General features: G+C 71.9%; 11 protein-coding genes and 1 riboswitch. Of the genes, 5 read left to right on the forward strand and 6 right to left on the reverse strand.

Annotated elements, in window-relative coordinates:
- Nucleotides 1-119: 119 nt before the first annotated feature.
- The 4 genes from ACN6LD_RS25140 to ACN6LD_RS25155 form a co-directional block, all read right to left on the reverse strand.
- Nucleotides 120-1,061, reverse strand: a complete 942-nt coding sequence (locus tag ACN6LD_RS25140; RefSeq protein WP_445044338.1) for a sucrase ferredoxin — start codon at nucleotides 1,059-1,061, stop codon at nucleotides 120-122.
- Nucleotides 1,062-1,306: 245 nt separating this feature from the next.
- A complete protein-coding gene (locus tag ACN6LD_RS25145) occupies nucleotides 1,307-2,566 on the reverse strand; it encodes a citrate/2-methylcitrate synthase (protein WP_445044339.1) in 1,260 nt (419 codons plus the stop codon).
- A gap of 201 nt (nucleotides 2,567-2,767) precedes the next feature.
- Nucleotides 2,768-3,007 (reverse strand): hypothetical protein, encoded by a 240-nt coding sequence (locus ACN6LD_RS25150; protein WP_319170094.1) that lies wholly within the window; start codon nucleotides 3,005-3,007, stop codon nucleotides 2,768-2,770.
- Nucleotides 3,008-3,239: 232 nt separating this feature from the next.
- On the reverse strand, nucleotides 3,240-3,797 hold the full coding sequence (locus ACN6LD_RS25155) for a DUF6082 family protein (RefSeq protein ID WP_319197714.1): 558 nt from the start codon (nucleotides 3,795-3,797) through the stop codon (nucleotides 3,240-3,242).
- A 322-nt stretch (nucleotides 3,798-4,119) separates the two neighbouring features.
- Between ACN6LD_RS25155 and ACN6LD_RS25160 the strand changes: the two genes are divergently transcribed.
- Nucleotides 4,120-5,253 (forward strand): CobW family GTP-binding protein, encoded by a 1,134-nt coding sequence (locus ACN6LD_RS25160; protein ID WP_445044340.1) that lies wholly within the window; start codon nucleotides 4,120-4,122, stop codon nucleotides 5,251-5,253.
- Here ACN6LD_RS25160 and ACN6LD_RS25165 read toward each other — a convergent pair.
- Complete coding sequence (locus ACN6LD_RS25165; RefSeq protein WP_445044341.1) at nucleotides 5,250-7,724, reverse strand: DNA gyrase/topoisomerase IV subunit A; 2,475 nt, start codon at nucleotides 7,722-7,724, stop codon at nucleotides 5,250-5,252. The genes ACN6LD_RS25160 and ACN6LD_RS25165 overlap by 4 nt on opposite strands.
- A gap of 271 nt (nucleotides 7,725-7,995) precedes the next feature.
- Here ACN6LD_RS25165 and ACN6LD_RS25170 point away from each other — a divergent pair, with 271 nt between their 5' ends.
- The 4 genes from ACN6LD_RS25170 to ACN6LD_RS25185 all read left to right on the forward strand — a co-directional run bounded on the left by ACN6LD_RS25170 (nucleotide 7,996) and on the right by ACN6LD_RS25185 (nucleotide 12,760).
- Nucleotides 7,996-9,345 carry a M16 family metallopeptidase gene (locus tag ACN6LD_RS25170; protein ID WP_445044342.1) on the forward strand — a complete coding sequence of 450 codons (1,350 nt, stop codon included), beginning with the start codon at nucleotides 7,996-7,998 and terminating at the stop codon, nucleotides 9,343-9,345.
- Nucleotides 9,342-10,730, forward strand: coding sequence for a M16 family metallopeptidase (locus ACN6LD_RS25175; protein WP_319192971.1), 1,389 nt, complete (start codon nucleotides 9,342-9,344; stop codon nucleotides 10,728-10,730). Before ACN6LD_RS25170 ends, ACN6LD_RS25175 begins: the two co-directional genes overlap by 4 nt.
- Nucleotides 10,731-10,940: 210 nt before the next feature.
- Nucleotides 10,941-11,107: riboswitch (cyclic di-AMP (ydaO/yuaA leader) on the forward strand.
- 14 nt (nucleotides 11,108-11,121) lie between these two features.
- A complete protein-coding gene (locus tag ACN6LD_RS25180; RefSeq protein ID WP_445044343.1) occupies nucleotides 11,122-11,877 on the forward strand; it encodes a M23 family metallopeptidase in 756 nt (251 codons plus the stop codon).
- A gap of 187 nt (nucleotides 11,878-12,064) precedes the next feature.
- On the forward strand, nucleotides 12,065-12,760 hold the full coding sequence (locus tag ACN6LD_RS25185; RefSeq protein ID WP_319192968.1) for a GntR family transcriptional regulator: 696 nt from the start codon (nucleotides 12,065-12,067) through the stop codon (nucleotides 12,758-12,760).
- Between the two features lie 124 nt (nucleotides 12,761-12,884).
- Here ACN6LD_RS25185 and ACN6LD_RS25190 read toward each other — a convergent pair whose 3' ends face one another.
- Entirely contained in the window at nucleotides 12,885-13,166 is a 282-nt protein-coding gene (locus ACN6LD_RS25190) for an HPr family phosphocarrier protein (RefSeq protein ID WP_057575448.1), read from the reverse strand.
- Between the last annotated feature and the right edge of the window lie 23 nt (nucleotides 13,167-13,189).

Consider the following 13,189-nt stretch of genomic DNA (forward strand, 5'->3'; position numbering starts at 1 on the left):
GGCTCAAGAGGAAACGGTTCGGCCGAGCGCCTGCGGGGCGGCCCATGCCGCCCCGCCCCGTGCCGGGCTGAGCCGCCCCGCCCCGCCCCGTCCCGTGCCGGGCCGTCCCGTAAGGCAGGTCAACGTGCCGAGGCCGTGCCCGCCAGTTCGTGTACCGCCACCACGTCCATCCGCGCGGGCGCACCGAGGACCGCCGTGCCGCAGCTCTCCGGCCTCGGCGGCAGGGAGGCGCCCTGGGCCACGACGACCAGCCAGTGCCGTCCGTCCGTGTGCGCGACCGTCACCTCCCAGCGGGGTGCGTCACCGGTCGTGTGCACGACGCTCAGCACCTCGGCGGCGTCCTCGCCGGTCTCCGCGCGCACCGCAAGCTCCGCCGCCTGGCCGGGCCGCTCCCAGGCCGAGCTGCCCCGGCAGCCCTCCATGACGATCCGGTCCTCCCGGACGCCTCGCAGGACCTCCTTGACCGTGTGCGCCGCGGCCCGGCCGTACGCGTAGCCGTGCGGCAGGACGAGCAGGGTGGGGGAGAAGCGATGACCGCCCAGATGAGTGACCTCCCAGGCTCCGCGCACCCCTGATCCGGCGAGCTCCGCGGCCAGCGGACGGCCGAGCAGCGCACAGCAGCGGTCCCGTTTGCCGTTGGTGCAGACGAGGGCGAGCGGGTCGCCCGTGTGGGATGCGCCGCCCAGCACACTGTCGAACGTGTCGTGGTCGCCCCGGCCGAGCGCGGCGAAGTCGAGGTCCAGCAACCGGCGCGGGTCGTGGGTCGTGGCGCCGTGCAGCCACACCCGTCCGGGAACGGTGTGGGCCGCGTACACCTGTCGCCGGGCCGGTGCGCCGAAGTCCGCGTGGCGACCGGGCCGCCGGATGAGCGCGACACGCACGCCCGTGTTCCGCGCGGCGGCTTCCAGGGCGCGCCCCAGAACGGGGTCCAGGTGGCTCGAGACCAGTGCTCGGGCGCCCCAGGGACCGGGCTGTTCCAGGAGCAGCCAGGTGGTTGCCGTGGCCGCGGTTCCGGCGATGGGCTCGTCGAGGTCCCGCGAGACGGTTGCACACGTACTCACAGAGGTGAGCCTAACCTGAGTTGGCGCGAGACGACTGCCGGACGGGCTGGACGGCCGGACGGGCGGGACGCGCGGACGGGCCGGCGCCCGGACCCGCGCCCGGGCGACCGCGGGTCCGGTGGGGGCTGTCGGAGTGCGCGGCGCGACACCGCGCGGGTTGCCGGGGCGCCGACCCCGGACCGACGGAGCGGCATGGCGGCACGACGCACGGGCCGTCGTCGCGGCCCGGGGCGGGCGCGCCCGGCCTACTCCGCCGGCAGTGGCTGAGGCGGTTCGGGTCCCACGTAGTGGCCGCTCGGGCGCATCCTCAGGGGGCGTTCGCCGTACTCCTCCAGGGCATGGGCGATCCAGCCCGCCGTACGGGCCACGGCGAAGACCGTCTCGCCGGCCGAGGGCTCCATGCCGCAGGACACGGTGAACACGGCGAGGGCCAGGTCCACATTGGCGTGCAGCGGCGCGTGCCGGGCGGCAGTGGTGACGATGTCCCGGGCCGCGTCGAGGGCGGGCGCCGCCTCGGGGATGTCCTCCAGGAGCGCGAACAGGGCACGCGCGCGCGGGTCCTCGCGGCTGTACAGCGGGTGGCCGAGGCCGGGGATGCGGCGGCCGGCCCGCAGTTCCTCCGCGATCACGGGTCCGGCGCTGCCGAGGTCGAGCACCTCCAGCAGCATGCGATGGGCGAGCCCGCCGGCGGCGCCGTGCAGCGGTCCTTCGAGCACCCCCAGCCCCGCGGAGACGGCCGCGTAGGGGTGCGCCCGGGCGGAGGCGGCGACCCGCACCGCGAGCGTCGAGGCGGCCAGGTCGTGGTCGGCCAGCAGGCCGAGCGCCGTGTCGAGGACGTGCAGCCGCGCCTCTTCGGCGGGGCGTCCGCTGAGCCGTCCCCACAGGCGGCGGGCGAGCGAACCCTCGACGCGGCGGTCGTGCCGCCGCGGAGGCAGGGCGGCGACGAACGTGGGGATCAGGGTCCGCGCGGTGCCGAGAACGGCCTCCTCGGACAGGTCGTACCGCAGCGGGTCCACGGCTGCCGCCGCCACCGCGGCGACCCGCAGACGGTCGGTCGTGCCGGTGTGCTCCGGCAGCGCGTCGACGGCGCGGACGGCGGCCTCGACGGACTCCGCCGGCGCCGTGAAGGCGGCTCCCGGGCGCAGCCGCCCGGTCCACAGCCATTCGGCGACCTCCTCGTAGGAGTGCCGGAGGGCGAGCTCGACCGCGTCGACGCCGCGGTAGTAGTAGCGGTCGGCGTCGATCGACGTGAGGCGGGTGCGTACGGACAGCTCCGTCCCGGGCCTCGGGGCGCCGTCGGCCTCGCGCCTGCTGCGCCGGGCGAGAGCCTCGACCTCCCCGGCGTCGAAGGTGCTGCCCCGGCCCCCGGGGGCGCGCCGGCTGCCCAGCCGGCCGCGGCTGACGTACGCGTACACCGTCTCGGGCTTCACCCCGAGCAGTTCGGCGGCCTCTTTGGTGCTCAGCCGTCGTTCGGGGCGGCCGGGCCCGGGTTCCTGATCACGCATGGGGGCACCGTATCCACATCTCCTCGGGTTGATTCGATCAACGTTGACGGTGGTGGGACGGCGCGGGGCGGGAGTCCAGCACTGCGGCCCGAAGACGCGGAAGGTCCGGCACCGAGAGGTGCCGGACCGCAGGGCGCTCCTCAACCGGACCCGCCGTTCCGACGAGGCGCGTCGAGGACGAGGATCAGCTCCAGGGCGTTGTCACGCGTCGGGGATGTCGGACTTGGCGCGCACCAGCGTCTCCCGGGTGATGACGACGATGCGCTCGTAGTCGGCGCGGGACGCGTCGGACGGCAGTTCTCCGTCGAGCTTGTCGGTCATGTCCCGGCCGATCACGGCGAAGCTCCCGTCGGCCAACTCGAAGATGTCGGGGCAGTTCCCGCCTCCCGTGCTCCCCCGCTCGCAGGGGGGCACACCGATCCGACGGATGATCTGACTCACTGTTGGTTCCTCTGGCTTTCACGGGTGAACTTCGCTGAAGAGTGCGCGCACGGCGACTGCGGGGCGCGAAGGCCGCCCTGTGGGGCGCGTTCGTCATCCGGCGGCGTGAACGACGGACTTATGGGGTCGCCCTACGCGATCACGTGTGAGTCAACCCCAGCCGCGCCTGGGACAACGCACTACTTCATCCGTTTGTTATCGCCCGTCGGCGTGAAGCTCCCGGCGCGCGCCCTCAGTCGAGGGGTGGCTCGCCCACCACCCACCACTCGTCGATGTCCGCTTCCTCGAGCCGACGCAGGAGTTCGTCGACCATGCGCCCCAGACCCGCCTCGTCCGAATCGTCCGGAAGGGTGGCCCGCTGGCCTTGCGTCGCGTACCAGTACCCGCGCACGACCGGGTTCTGGAGCAGTCCCCGCATACGGCCGTGGAACTCCTCACGGCTGAGGTTTCCGATGCGGTAGTAGAACAGCAGGTTCGTGTAGAGCGCGTTCGCGAAGAGGTACTGCCGTCGTTGTTGCGCAGACGCCGGGGCCTCGAAGATGTCCAGCACCTCCGCCAGTTCGGGACTGTCGATGGCCTTGCTCAGAAGCTCCCAGTGCAACCGCTGCTGATGGGCGAGGTTGGTGTGGCGCTGGTCCCGGGCCGCCGTCTCGAGATGCTCGAGCCGTACACGCAGCGCGTCGAGGGTGTGCCGCTGAGCGGCCAGTGCGGCGAGGGCGCCCGCGGCCAGGCCGAGGCCCGCCGCGGCGACGGGGACGAGTCCCCGCGCCCGTGACTTCTGTGTGGCCATGTCAACCCCCGGATCAGGCGGCCGTGCGCCGGTCGTCGGGGTGCAGGTGGCGTGACGGGGACCGGCGAGCGGTGGGCGGCGCTTGCCGTCTCCCAGAGTGCCGAGCGGCTCTGATCGGCGGGGGAGGCGGAGGGGAGGCGCACGGAGGGAAGCGAGGGTCGCACGCCAGAGCGCCTTGTCTGACGTCTGCCCCGCGCGTGCTGCCGACAATCGTTCACTTCGCGGGCATTCACCCGGCTCGTATCCTGGGCGCGCAGTCAGTCCGCGTGTGTGCGCCGGAGCCGTGAGCCGGTGCACGCGCAGGTGTCAGAAAGGTCGCACGGTGGCACACAGTCCCGGTCCGCAGCAGATCCCGGTCGTCGTCCTCGCCGGATTCCTGGGGTCGGGGAAGACGACGCTGCTCAACCATCTCCTGCACCACAGCGGAGGCAGCCGGATCGGTGCGATCGTCAACGACTTCGGCGCCATCGAGATCGACGCCATGGCCGTGGCCGGCGCACTCGGCGACTCCACCGTCTCGCTCGGCAACGGCTGCCTGTGCTGTGCCGTCGACGCCGGCGAACTGGACGCCTACCTCGAGCGGCTGGCCCGGCCCGGCACCGGGATCGACGTCGTCGTGATCGAGGCCAGCGGCCTCGCCGAACCGCAGGAACTCGTCCGCATGGTGCTCGCCAGCGATCACCCGGGCATCGTTTACGGCGGGCTCGTCGAGGTCGTCGACGCGGCCGAGTTCGACGACACCCGGGCCAAGCACCCCGAGATCGACCGGCATGTCGCCCTCGCCGACCTCGTCGTCGTGAACAAGCTCGACCGCGCACCCGACCCCGAGCGCGTCCTCGGGCTCGTCCGCGGCCTCACCGACCGGGCCGCCGTCGTCCCGGCCACCCACGGCCGAGTGGACCCGGAGCTCCTCTTCGACTGCCGGCCGAGCGAGGAGCGCATCGGGCAGCTGTCCTTCGACGACCTGCACCGGCACGCCCGGCCGTACAACGCCGAGCCGGACGACGCCGAGCCGGACGACGCCGACGCCCACGGCACCGAGCCGCACGAGACCGGCGCGGGCGCGCACGGCGGGCACCTGCACGCCGGCTACGACAGTGTGTCCTTCGCCTCCGAGGTCCCCCTCGACCCGCGCCGGCTGATGCGGTTCCTCGACAGCAGGCCGGAAGGTCTCTACCGGATCAAGGGGTACGTCGACTTCGGCCCCCACGACCCGGTCAACCGTTACGCCGTGCACGCGGTCGGGCCGTTCCTGCGCTTCTATCCGGAACCCTGGCCCACCGCCGGCGCCCGCCTCACCCAGCTCGTGCTCATCGGCGCCGGCATCGACACCGCAGTCCTCGGCAAGGAACTCGAGGGCTGCCGCAGCGACGCCCCCCACGCCGACGAACACGGGATGTGGGGCGTCCTGCGCTTCGTCCAGAACCCCGACGACGACCTCTCCGAGGCGCTCTAGATCGGTCCCGCCACCACGCTCACCGTCTTCGCCAGCGACACGCCGGAGCCGTCGCGGCGCGGGTCGATCTCCGGCAGCTCGGCCGGCAGACCGTTCTTCTGGGCCGCCTTGGCCGGGACGGGGCCCGCCCAGGCCAGCGACAGGCAGTCCTCGCCCTTCAGGAACCGCTGGCAGCGCACACCGCCGGTGGCGCGGCCCTTGCGCGGATACTGGTCGAAGGGGGTCAGCTTGGCGGTCGTCTGGACGGAGTCGTCCAGCGTTCCCCGGGAGCCGGCGATGGTGAACACCACGGCCTCCACCGCCGGGTCCACGGCCGTGAACGAGATCACCTTCGCGCCCTCGGTGAGCTTGACGCCCGCCATACCGCCCGCCGGACGGCCCTGCGGACGCACCTGGGAAGCCTGGAAACGCAGCAGCTGGGCGTCGTCCGTGATGAAGACCAGGTCCTCGTCGCCGGTGCGCAGTTCGACGGCGCCGACGATCCGGTCCCCGTCCCTGAGGGCGATGACCTCCAGCTCGTCCTTGTTCGTCGGGTAGTCGGGCACGACCCGCTTGACGACGCCCTGCGCCGTGCCGATGGCCAGCCCGGGGGACGACTCGTCGAGCGTGGTCAGGCAGACCACCGTCTCGTCGCCCTCGAGGGACACGAACTCCGTCAGCGGGGCCCCGCCGGACAGGTTCGGCGCGGACGCCGTGTCCGGAAGCTGGGGCAGGTCGACGACGTTGATCCGCAGCAGACGGCCCGAGGACGTCACCGCGCCGATCTCTCCGCGCGCGGTGGCCGGCGCCGCCGAGACGATCACGTCGTGCTTGGTGCGCTTGCCGTCCCCGTCGTCCCCGTCCTCGGCGTTCGCCGTGAAGGGATCGCCGTTCGCCGTGCGGGCCAACAGGCCCGTGGAAGAGAGCAGGACGCGGCACGGGTCGTCCGCCACCTGGAGGGGCACGGCGGTGGCCGTGGCGCCCGACGACTCCAGCAGGACCGTACGCCGTTCGGTGCCGAACTTCTTGGCCACATTGGCGAGTTCCGCGGAGACCAGCTTGCGCAGCTCCGCGTCCGAGTCCAGGATCCGGGTCAGCTCGGCGATCTCCCCGTTGAGCCGCTCCTTCTCCGACTCCAGCTCGATGCGGTCGTACTTGGTGAGGCGCCGCAGCGGAGTGTCCAGGATGTACTGGGTCTGGATCTCCGACAGGCCGAAGCGCTCCATCAGGCGCTCCTTCGCCTGCGCGCTGTTGTCGCTGGAGCGGATCAGCCGGATGACCTCGTCGATGTCGACGAGGGCTGTCAGCAGGCCCTCCACCAGGTGCAGCCGGTCACGGCGCTTGGTGCGGCGGAACTCGCTGCGGCGGCGCACGACGTTGAACCGGTGGTCGAGGTAGACCTCCAGCAGCTCCTTCAGGCCCAGCGTGAGCGGCTGGCCGTCCACCAGCGCCACGTTGTTGATGCCGAAGGACTCCTCCATCGGCGTCAGCTTGTAGAGCTGCTCCAGGACCGCCTCCGGCACGAAGCCGTTCTTGATCTCGATGACCAGGCGCAGACCGTGCGCCCGGTCGGTGAGGTCCTTGACGTCGGCGATGCCCTGGATCTTCTTCGAGCCGACCAGGTCCTTGATCTTGGCGATGACCTTCTCGGGGCCGACCGTGAAGGGCAGTTCGGTGACGACCAGGCCCTTGCGGCGGGCCGTGACCGTCTCCACCGCGACCGTGGCGCGGATCTTGAACGTGCCGCGGCCGCTCTCGTAGGCGTCCCGGATGCCGGAGAGGCCGACGATCCGGCCGCCGGTCGGCAGATCGGGACCCGGGACGAACTTCATCAGGGCGTCCAGATCCGCGCCGGGGTAGCGGATCAGATGGCGGGCGGCCGCGACGACCTCGCCCAGATTGTGCGGCGGCATGTTCGTGGCCATGCCGACCGCGATCCCGGATGCGCCGTTGACCAGCAGGTTCGGGAAGGCGGCGGGCAGCGCGACGGGTTCCTGCTCCTGCCCGTCGTAGTTCGGCGCGAAGTCGACCGTGTCCTCGTCGATCGACTCCGTCATCAGGCTCGTCGCCGCGGCCTGGCGGCACTCCGTGTACCGCATGGCGGCCGGCGGGTCGTCATTGCCGAGGGAGCCGAAGTTGCCGTGGCCGTCGATGAGCGGCACGCGCATGGAGAAGGGCTGGGCCATGCGCACCAGGGCGTCGTAGATCGAGGAGTCGCCGTGCGGGTGCAGCTTGCCCATGACCTCGCCGACGACACGGGCGCACTTCACATAGCCGCGCTCCGGGCGCAGGCCCATCTCGTTCATCTGGTAGACGATGCGGCGGTGCACCGGCTTCAGGCCGTCACGGGCGTCCGGCAGGGCGCGGGAGTAGATGACCGAGTACGCGTACTCGAGGAAGGAGCCCTGCATCTCGTCGACGACGTCGATGTCGAGGATCCGCTCCTCGTACGAGTCGTCGGGCGGCGGGGTCTTCGTGCTGCGGCGGGCCATCGCTGCCGGCTCCTTGCTGGGGCGTGGTACGGGATCTGACGCGGACCATTGTGGACCGTGGCACTGACAGGGCGGGCGAGGACCCGGCGTCGGCCCTTCGGCCCCGCCCGCGAAGTCGCCTCGTCCACGGCTGCCCGCAGGCTACGCGATCTCGCTCTCGGCGTATGTCGTCCGGGAACTTCGCCTCCTGTCCGCACGCTTGCATACAGTGACAGGACCGGCAGGAAAACCGCGGTTTCGACGACCGCGTCCGCGATCGGAAGGGACGTACATGCCCATGGGTCACACGGCCACAGCCCAGGCAGGCTCCGGGGGCCTGACAGCGACCGAGCACCGCCTGGCCAACGGCCTGCGCGTGGTGCTCTCGGAGGACCACCTGACCCCGGTGGCGGCGGTGTGCCTCTGGTACGACGTCGGCTCACGCCATGAAGTCAAGGGCCGTACCGGCCTTGCTCACCTTTTCGAGCACCTGATGTTCCAGGGGTCCGGCCAGGTCAAGGGCAACGGTCACTTCGAGCTCGTCCAGGGCGCGGGCGGTTCGCTGAACGGCACCACCAGTTTCGAGCGCACCAACTACTTCGAGACCATGCCCGCCCACCAGCTGGAGCTCGCCCTCTGGCTGGAGGCGGACCGCATGGGGTCCCTGCTCACGGCGCTCGACGACGAGTCGATGGAGAACCAGCGCGACGTCGTCAAGAACGAGCGCCGCCAGCGCTACGACAACGTCCCCTACGGCACCGCCTTCGAGAAGCTCACCGCTCTCGCCTACCCCGACGGCCACCCCTACCACCACACGCCGATCGGCTCGATGGCCGACCTCGACGCGGCGACGCTGGAGGACGCGCGTGCGTTCTTCCGCACGTACTACGCGCCCAACAACGCGGTCCTGTCCGTGGTCGGCGACATCGACCCGGAGCAGACGCTCGCCTGGATCGAGAAGTACTTCGGCTCCATCGCCGGGCACGACGGCAAGCCCGAGCCGCGCGACGGCTCCCTGCCCGACGTGATCGGCGGGCAGCTGCGGGAGGTCGTCGAGGAGGAGGTGCCGGCCCGCGCCCTGATGGCCGCCTACCGTCTGCCCGAGGACGGCACGCGCGCGTGCGACGCCGTCGACCTGGCGCTCACCGTCCTCGGCGGCGGCGAGTCCTCCCGCCTCTACAACCGGCTCGTGCGCCGCGACCGCACAGCGGTGGCGGCCGGCTTCGGCCTGCTGCGGCTCGCCGGGGCGCCGTCCCTGGGCTGGCTGGACGTGAAGACGTCCGGCGACGTCGAGGTGCCCGTCATCGAGGAGGCCATCGACGAGGAGCTCGCCCGGTTCGCCGAGGAGGGCCCCACGGCCGAGGAAATGGAGCGCGCCCAGGCCCAGTTGGAGCGCGAGTGGCTCGACCGGCTCGGCACGGTCGCCGGCCGCGCCGACGAACTGTGCCGGTTCGCCGTCCTGTTCGGCGACCCGCAGCTCGCCCTGACCGCGGTCCAGCGTGTGCTGGACGTGACGGCCGAGGAGGTGCGGGAGATCGCCGAGGCCCGCCTGCGTCCCGACAACCGCGCGGTGCTCGTCTACGAGCCCACCGCCCCCGAAGCCCCCGCCGACCAGGACGAGAACGAGGAGGCGGCCCGGTGACCGAGCTCGCCACGATGGACTTCCACCCCCAGCCCCTGGCGGGCGAGGCCAAGCCGTGGGCGTTCCCGGCGCCCGAGCGCACCGCCCTGGCCAACGGCCTGACGGTGCTGCACTGCCACCGCCCCGGCCAGCAGGTCGTCGCCGTCGAGATCCTGCTCGACGCCCCGCTGGACGCCGAACCGGCCGGTCTCGACGGCCTCGCCACGATCATGGCGCGCGCCTTCACCGAGGGCACCGACAAGCACTCCGCCGAGGAGTTCGCCGCCGAACTGGAGCGCTGCGGCGCCACCCTGGACGCGCACGCCGACCACCCCGGCCTGCGCATCAGCCTCGAGGTCCCGGCCTCGCGCCTGACCAAGGGCCTCGGTCTGCTCGCCGACGCCCTCAGGGCGCCCGCGTTCGCCGACAGCGAGATCGAGCGCCTCGTGCGCAACCGCCTGGACGAGATCCCGCACGAGCTGGCCAACCCCTCCCGGCGCGCCGCCAAGGAGCTCTCCAAGGAGCTGTTCCCGGCCGCCGCCCGCATGTCGCGTCCGCGGCAGGGCACCGCCGAGACGGTCGAGAAGATCGACTCCGCGGCCGTCCGCGCCTTCTACGAGAGGCACGTCCGCCCGGCGACGGCCACCGCCGTGGTCGTCGGCGACCTCACGGGCGTCGACCTGGACGCCCTCCTGGGCGACACCCTGGGCGCCTGGACGGGCTCTGCCGCCGAGCCCCGGCCCGTGCCGCCGGTGATCGCCGACGACACCGGCCGCGTCGTCATCGTGGACCGCCCGGGGGCCGTCCAGACGCAGTTGCTGATCGGCCGGATCGGCGCCGACCGGCACGACAGCGTGTGGCCCGCCCAGGTGCTCGGCACCTACTGCCTCGGCGGCACCCTCACCTCCCGCCTGGACCGCGTCCTGCGTGAGGAGAAGGGCTACACCTACGGCGTTCGCGCCTTCGGGCAGGTCCTCCGGTCCGCGCCGGACGGGTCGGGCGCTGCGATGCTCGCCATCAGCGGTTCCGTGGACACCCCGAACACCGGTCCCGCCCTGGACGACCTGTGGCAGGTGCTGCGCACCCTCGCCGCCGAGGGGCTGACCGACGCCGAGCGCGACGTCGCCGTGCAGAACCTGGTCGGGGTGGCGCCGCTCAAGTACGAGACCGCGGCAGCCGTCGCGGGCACGCTGGCCGACCAGGTGGAGCAGCACCTGCCCGACGACTACCAGGCGACGCTGTACCGCCGGCTCGCCGCCACCGGCACGGTGGAGGCCACCGCGGCGGCCGTGAACGCCTTCCCGGTGGACCGTCTCGTGACGGTCCTCGTGGGCGACGCGGCCCAGATCAAGGCGCCGGTCGAGGCCCTCGGCATCGGCGAGGTGAAGGTCGTGTCCGCCGAGTAGCCGTCGGCGCCGCGGGTAACGGCACGCACGCGCAGGGGCCCTGGTCGACCGAGCGTCACCAGGGCTTCTGTATGTCCGAATTGGGGCGGACGTTGCCTGTCTGCCCTGTGGGATGCGCTACAAAATCCGTGATCCGTTTGAGGATCGGTCCCCCTGCCGCTTAGCTTCATCCGGGCTGTCCGTCAGGCACTGCGCCGCAGCCGCGGCACCGGACAGTCATCGCCGAGTCCCCGTACGGCGCGAGCCAGGGGAGCCGGGGACCCACTTGTGAAGTCCCTGGGGTGAATCGGACGCCCGCGTGTACACGAGGGGGTCCGTAGGAGACCTTCCTGCTCCGAACCCGTCAGCTAACCCGGTAGGCGAGAGGGAAGGAAAGGACACCCCTGACTTCATGGCGTTCACCTGCGCCACCGGGAAGCACCGCCGGCCCAGCCGGATGCAGCGTTCCACCGCTCGCGCGGTCGGCGTGGCGGCGCTCACCACCACCGGTGTGATGGCCACCGTCGCCTCCACCCCGGCCTTCGCGGCCGAGCCCAGCCCCGAGCAGACCGGCCTGATCCCCGTCGTCACGGTGGGCGAGTCCGTCGCCGAGTCGGTCGCCGACCAGGTCGACGAGCAGGTCGCGGCGCAGAAGCAGGCCGCCTTCGAGGAGGCCGCCCGCCAGGCCGCCGCGAAGAAGGCCGTGGAGGAGCGCGAGGCACGCGTGCGTGCCGCCCGTGAGGCCGAGCGCAAGCGCCTCAACACCTTCGTGTCGCCGATCACCGGCTCCTACGTCTCCACCGGCTACCAGGCCAGCAGCTCGCTGTGGTCCTCCGGCAGCCACACCGGCATCGACTTCCACGCGGCCAGCGGCACCACCGTGCACGCGGTCGGCTCCGGCACCGTGGTCGAGGCCGGCTGGGGCGGCGCCTACGGCAACCAGATCGTCATCAAGATGCACGACGGGACCTACACGCAGTACGGCCACCTGTCGTCCATCGAGGTGTCGGTGGGCCAGACGGTCACCCCGGGCCAGCGCATCGCGCTGTCCGGCGCGACCGGCAACGTCACCGGTGCGCACCTGCACTTCGAGGCCCGCACGAGCCCCGAGTACGGCTCGGACATCGACCCGGTCGCCTATCTCCGCAACCACGGCGTCAACGTCTGACGACGATCGGCGACGAATCGTTCGGCCCCGGCCCCTCGGCCGGGGCTTTCGCCGTTTTCGGGGCCCCGCTGTCCAAAAAATATCCCTGGATTCCGGCTCCCCGTCGGAAATTCCCGCTCATTGCAATAGAGTCACGGAACACACGTCAACCGTCGACGTTTCACGGGGATTAAGGCGGAGGTCCGTCATGCGAATTCCGGCGCACTCGGTGTGCACGGCCATCCGGGACGACATCGTCGCGGGTGTCTACGAACGCGGCAGCCGCCTCACCGAGGAACTCCTCGCCCGCCGCTACGGCGTCTCGCGTGTCCCCGTCCGTGAGGCGCTGCGCACACTGGAGGCCGAGGGGTTCGTCGTCACCCGGCGGCACGCGGGCGCGTGCGTGGCGGAGCCCACCGAGCAGGAGGCCGCGGACCTGCTGGAGATGCGGCTGCTGCTGGAGCCGCTCGGCGCCGCCCGGGCCGCACAGCGGCGCACGGACGCCCATCTGAAGGTGCTGCGCGGGCTCGTCCGGCTGGGTCAGGAGCGGGCCAGGAGGGGCAACAGCGAGGACCTGCGCTCCCTGGGGAGCTGGTTCCACGAGACGCTCGCCCAGGCCGCCGGGAGCCCCGCCCTCACGTCGATGCTCACCCAGCTCCGGCATAAGATCGCCTGGATGTACGCGGTGGAGGCGCCGGCCGACCCCGTGGAGTCCTGGGCGGAGCACGGCGCCATCGTCGACGCGGTGACGCGCGGCGACGGGGAGCGCGCGCGGGCGGTCACGGCGCTGCACACCGAGCGCGCGACGCTCGCGCACCGGCTGCGCTTTTCGAGAGGTCCGGAGCGCGCCGAGCGTGTGAGGACTTCGCAACCTCCCGTAAACATGGGCGGTCTGCGGCATTAACACGGGAGCCGTATACAAAGAAGAAGTAATTCGCGGGGGATTACTTCTGCTGCCCGTGAACCGGAAATGCGAAGGGCTCGCCCGATAATTCGGACGAGCCCTTCACCGCGTAATGCGGGGGTGCTCAGACGGTCTCGGGGAGTTCCTCGAGACCTTCGGCGACCAGCTTCGCCAGCCGGTCGAGCGAGGCGTCCGCGCCCTCGGCGTCGGAGGCGAGGACGATCTCCTCGCCACCCTGGGCGCCCAGACCGAGAACGGCCAGCATGGAGGCCGCGTTGACGGGGTTGCCGTCGGCCTTGGCGATCGTCACGGGGATGCCTGCGGCCGTGGCGGCCCGGACGAAGATGGAAGCGGGGCGGGCGTGGAGGCCCTCGGCCCAGCCGACGTTGACGCGGCGCTCAGCCATGTGATGCTGCCCTTCGGTGTCTC

It is taken from the genome of Streptomyces sp. SAS_272 (genome assembly GCF_052543235.1).

Excerpts from the sequence above, each read along its gene's own strand:
- ACN6LD_RS25145 (WP_445044339.1), bottom strand. The coding sequence starts at position 2,566 with ATGCGTGATCAGGAACCCGGGCCCGGCCGCCCCGAACGACGGCTGAGC.
- ACN6LD_RS25155 (WP_319197714.1), bottom strand. The coding sequence starts at position 3,797 with ATGGCCACACAGAAGTCACGGGCGCGGGGACTCGTCCCCGTCGCCGCG.
- ACN6LD_RS25165 (WP_445044341.1), bottom strand. The coding sequence starts at position 7,724 with ATGGCCCGCCGCAGCACGAAGACCCCGCCGCCCGACGACTCGTACGAG.
- ACN6LD_RS25170 (WP_445044342.1), top strand. The coding sequence starts at position 7,996 with ATGCCCATGGGTCACACGGCCACAGCCCAGGCAGGCTCCGGGGGCCTG.
- ACN6LD_RS25180 (WP_445044343.1), top strand. The coding sequence starts at position 11,122 with ATGGCGTTCACCTGCGCCACCGGGAAGCACCGCCGGCCCAGCCGGATG.
- ACN6LD_RS25185 (WP_319192968.1), top strand. The coding sequence starts at position 12,065 with ATGCGAATTCCGGCGCACTCGGTGTGCACGGCCATCCGGGACGACATC.
- ACN6LD_RS25190 (WP_057575448.1), bottom strand. The coding sequence starts at position 13,166 with ATGGCTGAGCGCCGCGTCAACGTCGGCTGGGCCGAGGGCCTCCACGCC.